15 protein-coding genes are annotated in these 19,467 nt (G+C 67.0%); 6 read left to right on the forward strand and 9 right to left on the reverse strand.

From position 1 onward, the window contains the following. Nucleotides 1-1,083, reverse strand: a complete 1,083-nt coding sequence (locus tag G9E11_RS04905) for a GNAT family N-acetyltransferase (RefSeq protein WP_190603334.1) — start codon at nt 1,081-1,083, stop codon at nt 1-3. Nucleotides 1,084-1,224: 141 nt separating this feature from the next. Between G9E11_RS04905 and G9E11_RS04910 the strand changes: the two genes are divergently transcribed. Together G9E11_RS04910 and G9E11_RS04915 are read left to right on the forward strand one after the other, a co-directional pair. Then, on the forward strand, nt 1,225-1,455 hold the full coding sequence (locus tag G9E11_RS04910; RefSeq protein WP_190603336.1) for a zinc-ribbon domain-containing protein: 231 nt from the start codon (nt 1,225-1,227) through the stop codon (nt 1,453-1,455). 13 nt (nt 1,456-1,468) lie between these two features. Continuing rightward, the gene (locus tag G9E11_RS04915; RefSeq protein ID WP_190603337.1) at nt 1,469-2,212 is read left to right on the forward strand and encodes an MBL fold metallo-hydrolase; all 744 of its coding nucleotides are present in this window, start codon (nt 1,469-1,471) and stop codon (nt 2,210-2,212) included. On the opposite strand, the gene cydD is transcribed toward G9E11_RS04915, so the two are convergent. Genes cydD through G9E11_RS04930 form a run of 3 tightly spaced genes read right to left on the reverse strand, consistent with a single transcriptional unit; the run spans nt 2,195 to nt 8,398 of the window. Further along, the gene (gene cydD, locus G9E11_RS04920) at nt 2,195-5,707 is read right to left on the reverse strand and encodes a thiol reductant ABC exporter subunit CydD (protein ID WP_190603339.1); all 3,513 of its coding nucleotides are present in this window, start codon (nt 5,705-5,707) and stop codon (nt 2,195-2,197) included. The genes G9E11_RS04915 and cydD overlap by 18 nt on opposite strands. 6 nt (nt 5,708-5,713) lie before the next feature. Next, entirely contained in the window at nt 5,714-6,763 is a 1,050-nt protein-coding gene (gene cydB / locus G9E11_RS04925; protein ID WP_190603341.1) for a cytochrome d ubiquinol oxidase subunit II, read from the reverse strand. 33 nt (nt 6,764-6,796) lie between these two features. Further along, nucleotides 6,797-8,398, reverse strand: a complete 1,602-nt coding sequence (locus G9E11_RS04930) for a cytochrome ubiquinol oxidase subunit I (protein WP_190603343.1) — start codon at nt 8,396-8,398, stop codon at nt 6,797-6,799. Between the two features lie 271 nt (nt 8,399-8,669). Between G9E11_RS04930 and G9E11_RS04935 the strand changes: the two genes are divergently transcribed. Both G9E11_RS04935 and G9E11_RS04940 read left to right on the forward strand, forming a co-directional pair. Beyond that, entirely contained in the window at nt 8,670-9,056 is a 387-nt protein-coding gene (locus G9E11_RS04935; protein ID WP_190603345.1) for a BlaI/MecI/CopY family transcriptional regulator, read from the forward strand. Between the two features lie 6 nt (nt 9,057-9,062). After that, entirely contained in the window at nt 9,063-10,058 is a 996-nt protein-coding gene (locus G9E11_RS04940; RefSeq protein ID WP_190603347.1) for a M56 family metallopeptidase, read from the forward strand. A gap of 52 nt (nt 10,059-10,110) precedes the next feature. Here G9E11_RS04940 and G9E11_RS04945 read toward each other — a convergent pair whose 3' ends face one another. Further along, on the reverse strand, nt 10,111-12,216 hold the full coding sequence (locus G9E11_RS04945; protein WP_190603348.1) for a DNA gyrase/topoisomerase IV subunit B: 2,106 nt from the start codon (nt 12,214-12,216) through the stop codon (nt 10,111-10,113). A gap of 224 nt (nt 12,217-12,440) precedes the next feature. Here G9E11_RS04945 and G9E11_RS04950 point away from each other — a divergent pair, with 224 nt between their 5' ends. Together G9E11_RS04950 and G9E11_RS21455 are read left to right on the forward strand one after the other, a co-directional pair. Next, nucleotides 12,441-12,662, forward strand: coding sequence for a DUF7455 domain-containing protein (locus G9E11_RS04950; protein WP_111903465.1), 222 nt, complete (start codon nt 12,441-12,443; stop codon nt 12,660-12,662). Between the two features lie 119 nt (nt 12,663-12,781). After that, the gene (locus tag G9E11_RS21455; RefSeq protein ID WP_190603350.1) at nt 12,782-13,180 is read left to right on the forward strand and encodes a hypothetical protein; all 399 of its coding nucleotides are present in this window, start codon (nt 12,782-12,784) and stop codon (nt 13,178-13,180) included. A 760-nt stretch (nt 13,181-13,940) separates the two neighbouring features. Here G9E11_RS21455 and G9E11_RS04960 read toward each other — a convergent pair. The 4 genes from G9E11_RS04960 to G9E11_RS04975 form a co-directional block, all read right to left on the reverse strand. Next, nucleotides 13,941-15,209 carry an RNA polymerase sigma factor gene (locus tag G9E11_RS04960; RefSeq protein WP_190603352.1) on the reverse strand — a complete coding sequence of 423 codons (1,269 nt, stop codon included), beginning with the start codon at nt 15,207-15,209 and terminating at the stop codon, nt 13,941-13,943. A 347-nt stretch (nt 15,210-15,556) separates the two neighbouring features. Then, nucleotides 15,557-16,936 (reverse strand): DUF4192 family protein, encoded by a 1,380-nt coding sequence (locus tag G9E11_RS04965; protein ID WP_190603354.1) that lies wholly within the window; start codon nt 16,934-16,936, stop codon nt 15,557-15,559. 124 nt (nt 16,937-17,060) lie between these two features. After that, entirely contained in the window at nt 17,061-18,401 is a 1,341-nt protein-coding gene (locus tag G9E11_RS04970) for an MFS transporter (RefSeq protein ID WP_190603356.1), read from the reverse strand. 94 nt (nt 18,402-18,495) lie between these two features. Next, nucleotides 18,496-19,434 (reverse strand): proteasome assembly chaperone family protein, encoded by a 939-nt coding sequence (locus G9E11_RS04975; protein WP_190603358.1) that lies wholly within the window; start codon nt 19,432-19,434, stop codon nt 18,496-18,498. Between the last annotated feature and the right edge of the window lie 33 nt (nt 19,435-19,467).

Here is a 19,467-nt window from a genome sequence, read left to right on the forward strand (position 1 = left end):
TTAAAGGACCTTGTCCCACGCGAGGCTCGTATTGACCGGGACGTAGCCCATCTTGCGGTACAGCGCCATGGCCCCGGTGGGGTTCTCGGAGTCAACGTCCAGCGACGCCTTGTCCAGCCCTGCGGCGGCAAAGCGCCGCATGGCGTCGGCCAGAAGCGCCTGGGCGATGCCGCGCCCCCGGAACTCCCGGCGGACACCGAGCAGGTCCGTGTAGCCCTCGCTGAACCCGCGCGCCACCGTGTTGTCCGGGTCGTAGCTGGCCAGCTGGTAGCCGGCGATCTCACCCGTGAGGCTCTCCAGCACGACGGCGCTGAGGTCGGGCCGGGCCAGGGGGTCGTTGACCACGAAGCCCCATGACTCCTCGTCCCGTGGTTCGCTGCCCCAGTGGTCGGCAAAGACCTGGTTGTGCGCCAAACGCAGGGCTTCACTCAGCCCGGGCTCCATGGGCACCAGTTCCAGCCCGTGGTCCAGGGGTGCCTCGGGCAGCGGAGCCGACAGCAGGCGGTGCATTTCGTTGTAGTAGCGGACCACCTCATACCCGGACTCCTGCAGGAGGACGCATTGGTGCTGCTGTTTCTGTTCGATGAAAACCCGGAGCCGTGGCACCGGCACGGCATTGTCCGGTTCGGCAACGCCTGATTCCGCACCGCCCGGCCCTGCACTGCCCTGGACCGCAACGGCATCTTCCCGGAACCGCTGCCTTGTCCGGGCCTCCAGCCAGGACAGGAGGGCTGAGCCCACGCCGCGGCGCTGCCACTGCGGGTCAACGGCACAGAATCCGTGCGCTTTGGCCCCGTCCTTGTTCTTGGTGAGACGGGCGTAGGCCCGGAGGACGCCGTCGGAGTCCAGGCCAAGTACAGTGTTCGGCCCCACCGGGTTGTTTTTGGACTCCATGATCTGTTCCAGGTCCGCCCGCCTTTCAAACCACACCGGTTGCTCGACGGCCGCGGTCCGGGCGACCAGCGCAGCCCACGCGTCCAGATCCGCGGGGCCGGCGCTGCGCCAGTGCAGTCCCGGAAAGTCGACGGCGGGCAGTTCAGCTGGGCGGTCCGCGGTCAGGTCAGAGGCGTCCCTGTGCGTCATGGGAACAGGCTAGCCGCCGGGAAGAGGGCGCGCCATATTTCCTGACGCTGCCTGGCGCTCCTGACGCCGCGGCGTGGGAAGCCTTAGGCTGGTGCCATCCAAGCTTGGCCAATTACCCTAGTGTTCCCTGAAAGGCACAGCATGCTTCTACTCTTCGGGTTCAAGACAGTCCAGAAGCTGCTCCCCGGCCGGTCGGCGTCCTGCCGGTACTGCGGCGTGTTTGCCCACCATCACCTGGAGGAGCGCGCCACGAAGTTCACGCTGTTCTTCATCCCGGTTTTCACGACGTCGCGCTCCTACCGCATCACCTGCTCGAACTGCGGAGCTACGTCGGTGGTCAACGGCCGCCAGAAGCAGGCGCTGGTGGGCTAAGGAGGAATTCAGAATGGCACTGACAACCGTGGCGGCCGGCGTGCACCGCATCTCGGAGGCATTCGTCAACTTTTACCTCATTGAGGGCGAGGACGGACTCACGGTGGTGGACTCGGGTTTGCCGGCCATGTGGGACACCCTCCGGAGCTCAGTGCAGTCCACGGGCCATGCCCTCGGCGACATCAAGGCGCTGGTGCTGACCCACGCCCACTTCGACCACCTCGGACTGGCCAGCCGCCTTCATGCCGAGTATCAGGTTCCGGTGTGGGTGCACGCAGGGGATTCGTACATTGCACGACATCCCTACCAGTACAAGCACGAGAAATCGCGTTTTGTCTTTTCGCTCACGCACCCAGCGGGCATCCCCGTCCTTTTCAGCATGGTCAAGGCGGGCGCCTTGCGTGTGCACGGTGTCGAGAACCTGACCACTATGCCCGGCAACGGTACCCTTCCCGTTCCGGGTGCCCCTGAGGTGATTTTCTCCCCCGGCCACACCAGCGGGCACTGCGGCCTGTTCCTGCGGGAGCGCGACGTCCTCTTCAGCGGTGACGCCCTGGTGACCCTCGACCCCTACACAGGGCGGAAAGGTCCGCGCATCGTGGCCGGGGCTGCCACCGCCAACAGCGCCCAGAACTTGGAAACCCTCAGCCAGCTCGCGCAGACCGGCGCATCCCTTGTGCTGCCGGGACACGGCGAGCCCTGGACCGCTGGAATCGAGGAAGCAGTTGCAATCGCAAGGTCAAACGGACCGGCTTGACGCCATCGCCCCGGAAGCGGGAAGGCCGCGATCCGCCTGCAGCTCCAGGCGGGAATCATCGGGGCTGATGTCCGCCGGGTTGTGAGTCACCAGCACCACGGTGCGCGAGGCCAGGCCTGCACGAAGGTCCGCCATGAGCGCCCGGCCGGATTCGGCGTCGAGGTGTGCCGTTGGCTCGTCCAGGAGGATCACATCGGCCTGGGTCATGAGCGTGCGGGCGACTGCCAACCGTTGCCGCTCACCACCGCTCAGAAAGGCTCCGCCTGGGCCGATGCGGGTATCCAAGCCGTCTTCCAGCCGGGCCAGCAGAGGCGCCAGGCCCACCGAAGCCAGCGCTTCCCGCATCGCCCGTTCCGTCTCCGCCGCAGTCCCCTCGCCGGGTTCGTGCCGCGGGCTGCCGAGCAGCAGGTTCCCGCGGACCGTGGAGTCGAAGAGGTGCGCCTCCTGCGGGCACCACGCCGCGGTGCCCGTTACTGCCATGCGCCCCTCCTGGGCCGGCAGGAAGCCCAGCATCACTGCCAGCAGCGTGGACTTGCCGGCGCCGGACGGGCCGGTCACCGCCAGCCAGCGGCCGGGCTCAGCCACGGCGGACAGGCCACTGAAGACCGCCCCGCCCCCGGGCCACGCGGCCGACAATTCGTCCAGTTCAATGCCCGGCTGCCCGAATTCCCGGGAGCCGGGCCGCCGGGAAGGCTGCCCGGTGTTGTTGCCATCAGCGCCGTCCTTGCCGTTAGCGCCGGGTTCTACCGGCTGCAGGACGCCCGACTCACCGATGCGGCGCAGGACCGCACGCAACGCGGGGAACTGCCGCACCGCCGTCGTCATGGCCCCAAAGGGTTCGGCGAGCGCCAGCTGCAGAAGGACGACGACGCCGACGGTGGTCGCCGGAAGGGAACCGGCCAGCACCTGGGGAGCCGCCAGCACGGCGCTGTAGAGGGCGCCCGCGCCGCACGCTGCCACGGTCAGTGCCTGGCCCAGGCCTTCAGCCCAGGCCGAACGCCGTGCGGCGCCGGTAGCGTCCCGGTCCAGTGCACGGATGCCGTCCAGAACCGGCCGCTTCGCTCCGTTCGCGTGCAGTTCAGCCCTCGCATCGAGTGCCGCGGCCACCCGCCGCAGGACCCCGGAGCGCAGCCGCTGTTCGGCCTGGGCCGACATCCGGTCGGCGAGCAGTGCCGCGGCCGGGGCGGCCACCAGGCTTACCAGGGCGGCGGCGAGCGCTGCCGGCAGGGCTGCGGGAAGCACCCAGCCCACCGTACCGGCAGCAGCTGCGGCCACCGCCACAGCGGTAACCGGCGGCAGCACCACCCGCGGGAGCAGGTCCCGGACGGTGTCGACGTCCTCGATGACGGCGCCCAGCACGTTGCCGCCCTGCAGCAGCCGGCGCAGGGACAGTGCCCGCTGGCTGAGGGACGCCCAGAGTCCGCCGCGCAGCTTTGTCAGGGAGGCAAACACGGCTTCGTGCATGAGGAGCCGCTCGCAGTAACGCAGAACGGCGCGGCCGATGCCGAAGAACCGGACGCCGACGATGGCCGTCAGGAGGTACATGATGGGCGGCTGCTCACTGGCGCGCAGGATGAGCCAGCCGGACAGCCCCGAAAGCGCGACGGCGAAGAGGGCGGCCAGGGCGCCGACGAACCCGGAGGCAGCAAACCGTCCGCGGACGGGCGCGAGCAGCCGGGCAAGCATGCCGGCCACGCCACCGGAGCCGGGTTGTGCAACGGTCGCGGGGACGCCGGGCGTCGTAGTTCCGGCCTCCACGGAGGAGGCTGCGGCCGCGCTGGCCGATGCATGGGCAGCGGCCGTAATTTCGACAGCGGGCGCAGCAGGTGCCGCGGCTTCTCGGCCGGACAGCGGCACGATGTGGTCTGCGAGTTCCCTCGTCTGGCGGTCATGGGCCACCAGAACGACGGTGGCCCGGCCGCGCAGCGAACGGATTGCGTCGTGGACACGGTTGGCTGAATCCCGGTCGAGGTGGGCCGTCGGCTCATCCAGAAGCAACACCGTGGCGCCCGCCTCGATGCGGGCCAGGCCGCGGGCCAGGGCTACGCGGCGCAGCTCGCCAGGGCTCAGTTCGGCTGGATGCTTGTCCGCCAGGTGGTTCGCACCGACGGCCGCCAGGCAGCGGATCACTCCCCCGGCCTGTGCTTCGTCGGCGGCAGCCGCATCGGTTACTGCGGTGCCGGCCGTAACGGTCCCGGCCGTCAGGTACAGCAGGACTTCCGCGCGCACGGTGTCCGCCACCATCACCGGGTGCTGCGGCACCCAGGCCACATCCCCCGCCGCGAATCCTTCAACAGTTCCGGAGACAGCGGTACCGCCCCCGGTTCCGACCGTGCCCGCGAGAACGGCCAGCACCGTGCTCTTGCCCGCCCCACTGGGGCCGTCCAGCGCAGTGACCAATCCGGCCGGCGCCGTAAAGCTGAGGGGCCCGACGGCGGGACCCTGCCTTCCCGGATAGCTGACCGTGAGGTCCCGGACTGTCAGGCTGCCCGGGCCCGCCACATAGGCGGCCTCCACACCGCCCGGCCCCGGCGAGGCCGGACCGGGCACGAGCCGCCGGGGCTCGGGCGCCTCCAGCACCGACGCAGTTTCGGCAAGGGCGGCCCGGCCGTCGTCGCTCGCGTGGTGTGCGGTCCCCAGCTCACGGAGCGGGAGGTAGCAGTCGGGTGCGAGGATGAGCGCAAGCAGCCCGGCCTCCAGGGCCATGTCGCCGTGGACGAGCCGGACGCCGATGAACACCGCCACCACGGCAACGGAGATCGTGGCGATCAGTTCCAGGGCTAGGGCGGAGAGGAACGCTGTGCGCAGGGTCCCCATGGTCCGCGACCGGTAATCTTCGGAGATGTCCTCCAGGGCGCGGCGCTGGGCGGCGGCGCGGCCCAGTCCCACCAGCACCGGCAGACCCTTGGCGAGTTCGAGCATGTGCCCGGACAGCCGGGACAGGGCGGCCTGGGCATCCCGCACCTTGTCCTCCGTGTAGCGGCCTATCAGCACCATGAACACGGGGACCAGTGGCACCGTCAGTACGATCACCACCGCGCTGACCCAGTCGGCGAAAAGGATCCGGGTGCCGAGCAGCAGCGGTATGGCCGCACAGTTCACCAGCGCCGGGAGGTACTGCGTGTAGTAGCTGTCGAGAGCGTCCAGGCCGCGCGTCGCGAGTACCGCCAGGCCGCCGTCGGAAGGGCCTGCGGACCGGACGCCGTTGCGCAGTGCCGTCTCCAAAAGCTGTGCGCGCAGTTCCTCCTTGACACCCAGCGCGGTGCGCCTTGCGGCGACGCCCTGAGCCCAGACCGTCACCGACCGCAGCACCACGCCGGCCGCGCCCCAGCCCAGCTGGTCAGCCCACGCGGCGTCCTGCGCCATGAGGCCGGCCAGCGCGGACGCGACGGCCTGCCCCATGAGCACCAGGGACAACGCCTTGAGAGCAGCCAGCAGGCCCAGTCCGTAGAGGGCGCGGCGGGTGGAGGGTCCGGACGGGAACTGGGGTTTCACTGCGGGTCAGTCTTTCCTGATGAGTGCTTTGGCGGCCACCGCGGGCAGGAAGCTGTGCGCCTCCGGGATGTGCGCGGCGCTGACGCGGCGGCGGAACACCCAGTACGTCCACGCCTGGTATGCGATCACCAGCGGCAGCCCGACGCACGCCACGATGCTCATCAGACCGAGGGTGTAGTCCGAGGACGAGGCGTTGGCGATGGTGAGGTTGAACGCGGGGTCGATGGTGGACGGCAGGACCACCGGGAACACAGCCCCGAAGATGGAGGCGGAGCCGCCCAGGAGGAACACACCTGTTGCCAGGAAGGCCCGGCCTTCGTTTCCCTTCCGGGCCTGGGCCCAGGCCACAGCCGCGGCAACCACGGCCACCGCGAGGACAAACAGCGTCCAGGCTTTCCCGCTGAGGACCTGGACGCCGATGGCCCAGCCCGCCATCGGGAGGAGCAGGACGGGAAGCAGCCGCACAAACCACTGCCGCGCGCGGTGCCGGACGTCGCCGTCGGTCTTCAGTGCCAGGAAGGCCAGGGCGTGCAGCAGTGCAAAGCCAACCACGGCCAGGCCTCCCAGCACTGCGTACCAGCTGAACCAGGCGAACGGCCCGCCGTTGCGGTCGCCGTTGGCGTCCAGCGGGAGTCCGGTGGTGGTCAGACCCAGCGCGGCACCCACACCGAAGGCGGCCAGGAAGGACCCGACGGCGATTGCCCAGTCCCAGGTGTTCCGCCAGCGGTCGGTGTCCACCTTGCCGCGATACTCGAACGCCACCGCGCGGAAGATCAGGGACACCAGGACCAGCAGCAGGGGCAGGTACAGGGCGGAGAACAGGGAGGCGTACCAGAACGGAAAGGCCGCGAAGGTGGCACCGGCGGCGGTGAGGAGCCAGACTTCATTTCCGTCCCAGACCGGCCCGATGGTGTTGAGGAGCACGCGGCGTTCGGTGTTGTTGCGGGCAAAGATCTTCATCAGCATCCCTACGCCCAGGTCGAATCCCTCCAGGAAGAGGTAGCCCGTCCACAGGACGGCGATGGCAATGAACCAGATGGTTGGCAGCAGTTCCATGCTTTGTATCCTCGGTCTTAATAGGCTCGGGTCTTAGTAGGCGAAGGCCAGGACGTCGTCGGAGGCTCCGGGCTTGTCCGGTCCGCCGTCGCGGGGTGTGGCGTCCTCGTTCTCGTCCACCGGCGCGTGGACCAGTTCGGGCATCGCCGAGGCGACGCCGCCCCGGACGTACTTCACCAGGAGCTTCACCTCCACCACGAGCAGCACCGCGTAGATCAGGGTGAGGACTATGAGGGACGTCAGGATTTCGCCGGCGGAAACCCCTGGCGAAACGGCCGCGGCGGTGAACATAAACACCTGGTCGATGCCGTTGAGGTCGGGGTTGGGGGCCACCACGAAGGGCTGGCGGCCCATTTCCGTGAAGATCCAGCCCGCGGCGTTGGCACCAAAGGGGGCCAGGATGCCGAACACGGCCAGCCGCATCAGCCAGCGCGACTCGGGAACGGTCCCCTTGCGGGTCAGCCAGAGTGCCACCAGGGCGGCGAGGGCAGCCAGGCCGCCGAATCCGATCATGGCGCGGAAGCCCCAGTAGGTGACCTCCATGACCGGCACGTACTCGATCTCCTGGCCGGCGCGGTCGCCGTAGATGGGGTTGTCAGGAAGGTGCGTGCCGTAGTCGGCCTTGTACTGGTCGAGCAGGCTGTTGACGCCCTTGACCTCGGTGGTGAAGTCGCCCTTGGCGAGGTAGGAGAGGATTCCCGGGACCTCGATCAGCGCCACGATGTCATCGCAGTTGCGGGAGCCCACATTGCCCACGCTCAGGACGGAGAAGCCCGTTCCGTCGTGACATGCGGCCTCGGCGGCGGCCATTTTCATGGGCTGCTGTTCGAACATCAGCTTGCCCTGCAGGTCGCCGGTGAGTGCGGTTCCGGCGAAGGAGATCATGGCGACGACGGCGCCGATCCGCAGCGACTTAATCCACACTGAGTAGTCGGTGCGGTCGCGGCCCGGAATCCCGGCCTCCCCGGCAATGATCTTGCCGTCAGCCCCGACGGTGTCGATGCCGTCGCGGCGCCGGCGCCAGAGGTGGTACCAGGCGATGCCCAGCAGGAATCCGCCGGCCACGGCAAGGGCTCCGAAGAGCGTGTGCGGCACGGCTACCAGGGCGGTGTTGTTGGTGAACACGGCCCAGGCGTCGGTCATCACTGGGCGGCCGTCAATCATCGTGACGCCGACGGGGTGCTGCATCCAGCTGTTGGCCACGATGATGAAGTACGCGGAGAAAAACGAGCCCACCACGGCGATCCAGAGGCACGCGAGGTGAACGCCCTGCTTGAGCTGCTTCCAGCCGAAGATCCACAGGCCCAAAAAGGTTGACTCGACGAAGAAGGCGAGGAGTGCCTCGAGGGCCAGCGGGGCGCCGAAGACGTCGCCCACGAACCGGCTGTACTCGCTCCAGGCCATGCCGAACTGGAACTCCTGAACGATGCCCGTGGCCACGCCCATGATGAAGTTGATGAGGAAGAGCTTTCCCCAGAACTTGGTCATGCGCAGATAGGCTGGATTCCCGGTGCGGTGCCAGACCGTCTGCATTACTGCGACCACCAGGCCTAGCCCGATTGTCAGCGGCACCATCATGAAGTGGTAGACGGTGGTGATTCCGAATTGCCAGCGTGCGATTTCCAAGGCGTCCAAGGCGGTCCCTACTTACGATTGGGTCTAGCTCTCCAGCGTTGTTTTCTACAGTCTGTAGAACTTCAACTTCTACAGAGTGTAGAACAGAGGGCGAACACTGTAAACACGGTTGCATGCACATGGGAGGAACGCAATCACCCGCGACGCGCCGAACGTTCTACCTCATGTAGAAACGAACGGCCAAACGCGATAGATTTGAAGTTGCAGTATCGGAATCACGGCACGGGCCGGGCAACCGGCCCCGGCAGTGCGTTGTCAAAAGGATGTACAGATGGCAAGTCTTGGGGAACTCGAACGCGCAGTGATGGACCTGCTCTGGGCGGGCCACGAAGCAGCCACGGCCAACACGCTGCGGGACCTGCTTGCGCAGAGCACGGCAGCGCATGGCGGAGCAGCAGGCCACGAGGGCAAGGACCTGGCGGTCACCACCGTACTGACGGTCCTCTCGCGTCTTGAAAAGAAGGGCCTCGTGGAACGCGAACGCGGCACCCGGCCGCACCGCTATCAGGCTGTGTCCAGCCGCGAAGACCACACCGCCGAACTCATGCACGAAGTGCTGGGATCCGCTCCGGACCGCGAGGCCGTGCTGGCCCGGTTCATCGGATCCGTGACGGAAAGTGAAGCCGAGACGCTGCGCAAACTGCTTGGCCACAGCTAACACCTGATGTTCTGGACCTCATATTTCCTGGCGGTCCTGGCGATAGTACTGGCCTGGCCGGTACCTATCCTTCTTTCGCGCGCCCACTGGCCGGCGCGCGACCCTTTTACGGCCATGGTGCTGTGGCAGGCCATCGGCCTTGCCGGCGGGCTGTCCATGATCGGCGCCATGCTGGTGTACGGCCTTGAACCCGTCGGCGACAACCTCCTGGCGGGCCTGCGCGCGCTGGCAGGCATGGTCCTGTTTGCGGCGCCCACCACCGCGCTGGGATTCTGGCATCTCTTCGCGCTTTCCGCCGCGGCGCTGCTGACAGCGCACCTCGTCTTCACGCTGCTGCTGACCTATTACAAGATTGAGCGCCAGCGCAGGCGCCACCGCGAGCTGCTGGCCCTCCTGGCATCGCCGTCCGACGACGGGCCCGGCACGGTGGTCATCAACCACGATTCCCCGGTGGCGTACTGCCTGCCGGGCGGCGCCCGCTCTGTCACGGTGCTCTCCGACGGACTCATGGCGGCCCTTGAACCGGCGGAGCTGCGTGCCGTCCTGATTCACGAAAACGCGCACCTGACCCAGCGCCACCACCTGCTGCTGTGGGCCTTCGCCGCATGGCGCCAGGCGCTGCCGTGGCTGCCCACCACACGCCTCGCCCAGGAAGCCGTGAACTCCCTGATCGAAATGCTGGCGGACGACGTTGCTCTGAAGACGGAGAGCAAGGTGACGCTGATCAAGGCGATAGCCATCGTCGCCAGCGGTTCGGCAGCGCCCGCGGGGGCCGCCGTCGTCGAACCGGCCGCAGCCCCCGGGCTTGCGGGGGCAAGCCTGCAGCTGCCGGACGGTGCCGGCGGCGCCGGCCCGGCAAGTACGACGGCGTCACGCGTCAGCCGTCTTCTCTCACCCCGGCCGCCGCTCGGCGGAGGCCTCCGCGCAGCCGTCCTTGCCGTGTGCGCGCTGCTACTGGCGATGCCCACCGCCCTGCTGATCGTTCCCGGCCTGCTGGGCTGAGCCGGCCCGCCTGCTGGTTGAGCAGGCTCCGGCCGACGTTGGGCGCCGCGTCTCAGGCGTCGATGCGTTCGCGGTCCAGGCTGGAGGCACCGGCGATGATGAAGTCCTTGCGCGGCGCGACGTCCGATCCCATCAGCAGGTCGAAGGTGGCTTCCGCCTGCTGCGCGTTCTCGATGTTCACCTTGCGGAGCATGCGGTGCCGGGGGTCCATGGTGGTCTCGGCCAACTGTTCGGCGTCCATCTCGCCAAGGCCCTTGTAGCGCTGGATGGGTTCCTTGTACTTCCTGCCCTCGGCGGCGAGCTTCGCCAGCAGGCTGTGCAGTTCAGCCTCGGAATATGTGTAGATCATCTCGTTGGCCTTTTGCCCGGCATTGATGACTTCCACCCGGTGCAGCGGCGGGACGGCCGCGAAGACCCGGCCCGCCTCCACCATGGGACGCATGTAGCGGAAGAACAAGGTGAGCAGCAGCGTGCGGATGTGCGCGCCGTCGACGTCGGCGTCGGTCATCAGGATGACCTTCCCGTAGCGGGCCGCCTCAATCGCGAAGCTGCGTCCGGAACCGGCCCCGACCACCTGGATAAGGGCCGCGCACTCGGCGTTGGAGAGCATGTCGCCCACTGAAGCCTTCTGGACGTTGAGGATCTTGCCGCGGATCGGCAGCAGTGCCTGGAAGTCGGAGGAGCGCGCCAGTTTGGCCGTGCCGAGGGCCGAGTCGCCCTCCACGATGAACAGTTCGGAGCGGGCGACGTCGTCCGTGCGGCAGTCCGCAAGCTTGGTGGGCATTGACGACGTCTCGAGCGCGGTCTTCCGGCGCTGCGTCTCTTTGTGGACGCGGGCGGAGATGCGCGACTTCATCTCGCTGACGATCTTTTCCAGCAGCAGCGCGGACTGGGCTTTGTCGTTGCGGTTGGAGGAGTTGAGCTTGGCTGCGATCTCCTTCTCCACCACCCGGGCCACGATGGCCTTGACCGCGGAGGTGCCGAGGATCTCCTTCGTCTGGCCCTCGAACTGCGGCTCGGCGAGGCGCACGGTCAGGACGGCGGTGAGCCCGGCGAAGATGTCGTCCTTCTCGATCTTGTCGTTGCCGGCCTTGAGTTTTCGGGCGTTGGCTTCCACGGTCTTCCGGAAGGTCTTCACGAGGGCCTGCTCGAAGCCGGCCTGGTGCGTGCCGCCCTTCGGCGTGGAGATGATGTTCACGAAGCTGCGGACTGTGGTGTCGTAGCCGATCCCCCAGCGCAGCGCGACGTCCACTTCGCAGTCACGTTCCACTTCGGCGATTTTGCTGTGGCCCTTCTCGTCCAGCACGGGAACGGTTTCCTTGAACTTGCCGGCGCCATGCAGGCGCCAGACGTCCGTGACCCCGGAGTCTGCGGCGAGGAATTCCACGAACTCGGAGATGCCGCCGTCGTGGTGGAACACTTCCTCGTGCGCTCCCAGTTCACCGGGCGTGCCGGGGAGCTTGCGCTCATCCCGGACGGTGATCTTCAGGCCGGGCACCAGGAAGGAGGTCTGCCGGGCCCGGGCGGTGAGTTCCTCGTAGGAGAACCGCGCGTCCGCGGTGAAGATCTGTGTGTCCGCCCAGTAGCGGATACGCGTTCCGGTGACGCCGCGCTTCGCCTTACCGACGACGTCGAGGACAGAGTCTTCGACGAACGGAGCGAACGTGGCGGTGGGGTTGGGCCGGCCGTTGTCATTGAAGCGGCCGGGTTCACCCCGGCGGAACGACATCTTGTAGGTCTTGCCGCCCCGGTCCACCTCCGCGTCGAGGCGTGCCGAGAGCGCGTTGACGACGGAGGCACCGACGCCGTGCAGGCCGCCGGAGGCGGTGTAGGAGCCGCCGCCGAACTTGCCGCCGGCATGCAATTTGGTGAAGACCACCTCGACGCCGGTGAGGCCGGTCTTTGGTTCGACGTCGACGGGAATGCCGCGGCCGTCGTCGTGGATCTCTACAGAGTTGTCCGCGTGCAGGATGATCCTGATGTCGTGGCCGAAGCCGGCCAGCGCCTCGTCGACGGAGTTGTCGATGATTTCCCAGAGGCAGTGCATGAGGCCGCGGGAGTCCGTGGATCCGATATACATGCCGGGGCGTTTGCGCACGGCCTCCAGCCCCTCCAGCACCGAAAGGTGGCGGGCGGTGTAATCAGAACTCGGTGCCACAGGTAGTGAACTCCTTTGAGGAACAGGCCGGATCAGCGTAAAAGGCTCCCTCTAGCCTAGTCCCGCCACCGACGAACGCCTGACTGCCACTCCCGACACGGGCCGCCGCTCCGGGCGTTCGTTACGCAGACGTGATACGCGGACAGCGAAAGTGACCCATCCTTGCCATGGTTTGTCAGCGAATGCTGGTTATATAGATGTACAGATCTACTAAGGAGGCCGACATGACAACAGCAGTTGCCGACCGCACGCTAACCGCAGCTGACCGGTGTGACCGTTGCGGAGCGCAGGCATACGTCCGGGTTGTACTCGAGTCCTCCGGAGGTGAGCTGCTCTTCTGCGCCCACCATTCACGCGCCGTCGAAGCGACCCTTAGGCCGCTCAGCTCGGACTGGCACGATGAGACGGACCGGCTGCACGAAAAGGCACCGGTTCCGGTCGACTAGACAACAAAGCTTAAAGCCAGGGCCCCCGCGCGGGGTCCTGGCTTTTTCTTTGTCGCCCTTATTTGTCGCCGGCACGGTTGCCGCGCTCAAATGTCATACCCCCTCCTCAGACTGTATCTATGGATGGAATTGGGGCATCGGAACGGGCTCTGGCGGTCCGCGCGGGCGCCGGCACCCTGCTGGCTGCCGCGTTCTCCGGCGCCGCGGTTCCCGACGCCAATCCGTACTACGGGTTGCCGTATGACGATGACCTCGACGCCGCGTTTCCGGCATCCTTTCCGGAGGACCCGTTTCCTGAGGCTCTGTTCGCCGACCGTCCTTTCGACGAGGACCACTTTGACGACGGTGTTCCATCCAGCGCTGCAGGGACCGCGGCAAAGACGGGGGCCTGGGCGCGGCCGAGCAGATCGCGCTGGTCAGGGGCGAGTCCCCAAACGGCGGGAACCGGCTCCTCTGCACAGCAAAAGCCCTGGTGCAGATGCCCCACGCCTTGGCCGCGCTGGATACAGGGCAGCTGAATGAAGAGCGGGTCATCCTGTTCGCCAGGGAAACAGCGGTCCTGTCAGTGGCCGACCGGACTGCCGTTGATGAGGAGCTAGCGGCAGAGACCGGAACCTTCAAGGGCGCCGTGACCCGGGCCATGGTGGCAGCCGTCCGGGCGGCAGCTATCCGGCGGAATCCCCGTTCCGTGGCCCAGCGGGCCAGCCATGCCGCATCGGAGCGCAGGGTAAGCCTGCGCCCGGCGCCGGACTGCATGACCCATTTCACGGCGCTGCCGCCCGTCCAGCAGGGCGTCTCAGTTCTGGCGGCGCTGCCCCCGGTTACGGCGTCGTCCTGGCTGACTGGGCACGGGACCTCATCGCCGGACTGGGAGAGCCGCGTCGTGTCCATCCCGCGGTGCACGATTCGGCTGCTCCACAGCCGATGTGAAGGAGCTCCAAGACCTGGGTTCGGCGGCTCTTCACCGCGCCCGGGACGGGTGACCTGGTGGCCATGGACTCCCGACGGCGTCTCTTCCCGGCACCGCTGCAGCATCGAACTGACGACGCCCACCGGCCACACTTACCGCTCCGCCCGCATAGGTTGGTCGCCTGTCGGCTGCGCCGAACTCCCGCGATTCAATGCTGCCCGAAATCCGACCGCCGGCGTACGCCCCTATTCATCGCGTCTCCAGTCTCGCGTGCCAACAACAAGACACCCGGGTACGACAAAGGCCAGGCCTGCCGCCGATTCGACGGAAGGCCTGGCCTTTGTTCGTGTGTACTAGCCCAGCGTTTCCTAGTCCAGGTAGTCCCGCAGGACCTGCGACCGGGACGGGTGGCGGAGCTTGGACATCGTCTTCGATTCGATCTGACGGATGCGCTCACGGGTAACGCCGTAGACCTTGCCGATTTCGTCTAAAGTCTTCGGCTGGCCATCCGTGAGGCCGAACCGCATGGCAACAACACCGGCTTCGCGCTCGGACAGGGTGTCCAGCACGGAGTGCAGCTGTTCCTGCAGCAGGGTGAAGCTCACGGCGTCGGCGGGCACCACGGCTTCGGAGTCCTCGATCAGGTCACCGAACTCGGAGTCGCCGTCCTCGCCAAGCGGGGTGTGCAGCGAAATAGGCTCGCGGCCGTACTTCTGGACCTCGACGACCTTCTCGGGGGTCATGTCGAGCTCAAGCGCCAGCTCTTCGGGCGTGGGTTCGCGGCCCAGGTCCTGCAGCATCTGGCGCTGGACACGGGCCAGCTTGTTAATGACTTCCACCATGTGCACCGGGATACGGATGGTGCGGGCCTGGTCCGCCATGGCGCGGGTGATGGCCTGGCGGATCCACCAAGTGGCGTAGGTGGAGAACTTAAAGCCCTTGGTGTAGTCGAACTTCTCAACGGCACGGATGAGGCCGAGGTTGCCTTCCTGAATCAGGTCCAGGAACAGCATGCCGCGACCGGTGTAGCGCTTGGCCAGCGACACCACGAGACGGAGGTTGGCCTCGAGCAGGTGGTTCTTGGCGCGCTTGCCGTCATGGATGATGAACTCAAGCTCGCGCTTGTACTTCGGATCCATCGAGCCGTCGTCGGCGGCGATCTTCTCTTCGGCGAACAGGCCGGCCTCAATGCGGAGCGCGAGGTCAACTTCCTGCTCGGCGTTAAGGAGGGCTACCTTGCCGATTTGCTTCAGGTAGTCCTTGACGGGGTCGGCGGTGGCGCCGGCCGACATGACCTGCTGCACAGGTGCGTCGTCGTCATCGGCGTCAGAGTAAACGAATCCCGAACCGGTAGGCGCTGCGGCTTCCTTGCCGGCCTCGTCGGGTTCATCGACCAGATCAGCGGTGTCGGGCTGCGCTTCGTCGAGGTCCTCCTCGACTTCCGCATCGTCATCGGTTGAGCGGCTTCCGGCAGCTTCGGCCGCAGCCTTGGCTCCGGGCTTGGGTCCGCGCTTCTTGGGCTCGGGCTTCCCAGCGGCACGGGTGGCGGCACGCTTGGCGCTGGATGCCGCCGGCTTCTCCTCGGCAGTTTCAACGGCCAGGGCGGCGGGTTCCTTCTTCGCGGAAGACGGGGTCACAGAAAACCTTTCTAGCGGCGGTCTGTGGAGTCACCTTCGGGCAACACCACTATGACCCTGTCAAGTCCGTGATTCACATCAGATGCATCCGACCGACAGGGCCACTAAGTAGAACTGCCGGGGCGGCCGCAATGTTCCCGAATGGGATCCACTGCAAGCATTGATTCACGGACCCAACCGGGTCTCGGCCTCCATTGTCTCACGATTTTCCGCACCAGGGGCCGACCGGGCCGTAATACACCCCGCCGGCGGGGCGCGTCGGCTTCGGCATGCCTCTGTCTTCCGCCGAGTGGGGGCATGCACCCCGGGCCGTGCCTGGTACCTGCACTCGGTCCCGCCCCTTTGCTCTACGCAGCGTCCGATCCGAATCTCTGCCACGCGGCCTCACTGCGCCCTGCCCAGCCGCAGATCGTTCCCCGCCGGACCACCTCGGACAGCAACTCGGCCAACCGGTAGCCCGGGCTGGCTTCCATGGCCCGGGTCAATGATGCGTGCGCGAAGGAACCCCTCCCGCGGCACCATTCGATCCAGCCGGCGGCCGTTAGTGCCGCTGCCTGCGCCTCACCCGCGCCGCACGAGAGCCCCACCATCAGGCCCTCCAGGCGATTCAACGTGTCCCAGTCCGGCACGGGTGGACTCAGGCCCAGTAGGACTTCGCCATAGCCGGGCAGGGCATCCGGGCCGCAGCTGGAGATCGGCGCATGCTCGGGGTTGTTTGGTGCCTGCCCTTGTTCGGGACAGCTCGGAGTCACTTGCGTTTCCGGCAGCGGCGGGCAGGACACGGGCAATCCCTCCCCCGCGGAGAAAATCCCAAAGGCTTCCGCACCTGCGGCCGCTGCGGCGCGCCCCGCGGCCGCCATGACCAGGACGGCGTCGCGCCAGGCCGGAACACTGAGGGACGCGCGCAGGAAGCCGGCGAGTTCCGGTTCAAGGCCGTCTGGCGTGCCGGAGAGTGAACGGGCCGGAAGCGCCGATCCGCCGGGGACGACTGGCCCCGAGACGCCTCCCCCCGGAACGGCTTCAGGCGAAACGATCTCCAGCGCAGCTGCCCAGGCATCGAGGACCGCGTCGAACTGCGCCCGAAGAGTCCCCTTGCCGGCCAAGGCCAGAGTCCACTCGCGTTCAGCTGCCATGACAACGGCATCGTCCGCTGCCGGAGTGTCCGCGGCGCCGGGCGAAGGAGTACCCGGAGGCGCGCCGACGCTGCTGCCCAGGTACACCATTTCGGCATTGAGCCTGCTGTCCCGGATCTCGGCAATGGGCCGGCCTGGCTGCGGGCAGCAGCTGCTGTCAGCGCAGTAGATGTTGCGCCAGTACTCGTCGCCGACGCGCCAGGCGTCCCGCACCGGCATGCCGGCCAGGCCGAGCGCGCATTCCAGATCGGCGAGTAGGGGCCGAAAGGACAACGCCGCCGCACCTTCCCTGCCGTCGCCGTCAAGGCTGTGGTCGTTAAGGCTGTCGCCAAAACCGCCGTCGTCGAAGAAGACCAGCAGTGTGCCGTCGGCTTCCTTGTCCGCCAGAAGGTACTCCGCCACAGTCCTTGCGAATGCCTCCCGGCCGCGGCGTCCGCCGTCCTCCGGGAGGTCGACCCGAAGCGTCGCTCCGAGGCGCTTGCCCTGCATGGTCATGGCCACGAGGCTCTGCGATGGCCAGTAGCCAAGACTGTGCGGGATATAGCCAAGAATATCTTCGGGTCCGCTGATGGTGAGATGCTCGGGTGCTTTCATGAAAACAGCTTCCGACGGCGGTGACCGCGTCCGCGATACCCGACTGGCCCTATGTGGACAACAGGCGGTTGTTAAGGAGTAGTGCCCCACAAGAAGTGCAGTGGCGCTGTCGGCGATAAAACCTCTAGCCGCGGAAAGGCGTCTTGCGGCGGGCAATCCGTGCCCTGCGCTGCTGGGCCATTGCCTGCAACAGCGGAGGCACCACCACACCCTGGGCCGCCATCTGCCGCCGGACCTTGCGGCGGACCACCAGCATGGCGACGGAGCCAACCCCGAGGATCAGGAAGTGAACGCAGAGCGCGATGCGGAACGGTTCCAGGCCGTAGAGCTCCCCGCGGGAAAAGCCCGTCGAGTTGAGGATGTCCAGGACGGCGCCGATCAGGTAGATGGCCATGAGCGCTGCGAAGAAGCCGCCCACGTTGACGATGCCCGTGGCGGTCCCGATCCGGTGGGCCGGGTTAAAGGTGCGGGCGAAGTCGAAGCCGATCATGGAGCCCGGGCCGCCGATGGCCAGCACCACGATGAGGACCGCCAGCAGCCACAGGGGTGAGCGGCCGGGATACAGCAGCACGGCCGCCCACGCTGCCGCGGTGGCAGCGACGAGGAGGAGAACCATGGTGGAGCGACGGAGGGGGTGCCGCGCAACAAAGCGTCCGATCAGCGGCCCGGCCCCGATGGCGCCGGCCACGTAGAGGGACATGAGCGAGGCGACGGTGCCGGCGTCGAGCCCCTGCGCCGAAATCAGGAACGGGTAGCCCCAGGTCATCGCGAACACGGTGCCGCTGAACTGGATGGTGAAGTGGCTCCACATTCCCAGCCGCGTCCCCGGCTGCTTCCACGCACGCGACAGTGAAACGCCCGTGGCGCGCAGCCCCTTGGCCGCGTCCCCCTTTGGCGTGCCGGACGGCACGTCCTGCAGCATCAGGACAACCAGCACGACGGCGACACCGGAGAATCCGGCCAGCGCAAGGAACGCCGGGGTCCAGCCCGCAGCGTGCAGGATAAAGGCGAACGGCACCACGCTCAGCAGCTGGCCGAGCTGTCCGGACATGCCGGTCAGCTGGGTTAGCAGCGGAACCCGCGCGGGCGCGAACCACAGCGGAATCAGCCGGATGACGGAGATGAAAGTCATGGCGTCGCCGGCGCCCACGAGCACGCGGCCCAGTACACCTGCCGGGACGCTGTCCGCAAACGCCAGCTGCAGCTGGCCGAGGCCCATCAGCAGGGCGCCCCCGGCAATCATTGCCCGGGAACCGAACCTGTCCACCAGCACGCCCACCGGAATCTGCAGGCCGGCGTACACCAGCAGCTGAAGCACCGTGAAAAAGGAGATGGCCGAGGCGCTCGCGTGGAACCTCTCGGTGGCCTCCAGGCCCACCACACCGAACGACGTACGCTGCGTCACCGCCACGAGGTAAGAGAAGATGCCAATGGACCAGATGAGCCAGGCGCGGGGTGCAGTCACCCTCTTATTATCCTCGGCGGGAACAAAAATACTATTTAATTCGCCCGGTTTTGGCCCTGCAAGTGACGAGTCTTATGCCTTCCAGTGACGGGGCTTACGGCGCCGGATTCTCCCGGGCGAGGTAGGCCTCCACAGCGGCGCCCAGGGCATCGCCGTCGGGCAGTTCATCGTTCTCGTTGGCGAGCAGGGACCGGCGCACCGTGCCCTCTGCCTTTTCGTCGTAGCGGGCCTCAAGCCGGGCCACCACCTGCTGGACTTCCTCCGAGGCCTCGATCTGCTCGGCAATCTGCCGGCCCACTTCGCGGCCGGACTCGCGCAGCCGGTCTGTCGGCAGCATCAGTGACGTGGCTGCTCCCAGGTACTCCAGCCCCGCCACAGCGGCGGTGGGGTACTCCGCCTCGGCCAGATAGTGCGGCACGTGGATCACGTACCCGGCAACATTGCGGCCGGCGTCAGTCAGGCGGAGTTCCAGGACATGCCCGACGGCGGCCGGAACTTCCACGGTCGGCTTCCACGAGGAGATGCCTTCAATAAGTTCGGGCCGGTTGCCGTGCACAGTCACCCCCACCGGGCGCGTGTGGGGCACGGGCATGGGAATCGAGTGGATCCAGGTCACCAGGTTGACGTCCAGTGCCTCAACGATCTGCACTACGGCGCGGGCGAAACGTTCCCACTGCAAGTCCGGCTCGAACCCGGCGAGGAACAGGAAGGGCTTGCCCAGCCCGTCAACAAGCCTGTACAGGGCCAGGGTGGGCGGCTGGTAATCCTGCAGATGGTCCTCGACAAAGGTCACATGCGGGCGCCGGGAGCGGTAGTCCATCAGCTGGTCGGCGTCGAACACGGCCACACGTTCGGAGTCGAGCGTGTCCAGCAGTTCGTCCGTGATCTGCCGGACCACGTGGCCGGCATCGGCGAAACCAGTGAAGCCCATCACCAGGTTCAGCCCGCGGAGCTCAGGGTTATGGAACAGCCCAATGTTCTTGGCATACAGCGCGTCGGGGTCCAGCAGCGAGCCGGAAATCCTTTCAAACACGGCGAGTTCCTTTCGTGGGCAGGGAGTTAATTT

This window comes from Arthrobacter ipis (assembly GCF_014694315.1).
Lineage (GTDB): Bacteria > Actinomycetota > Actinomycetes > Actinomycetales > Micrococcaceae > Arthrobacter > Arthrobacter ipis.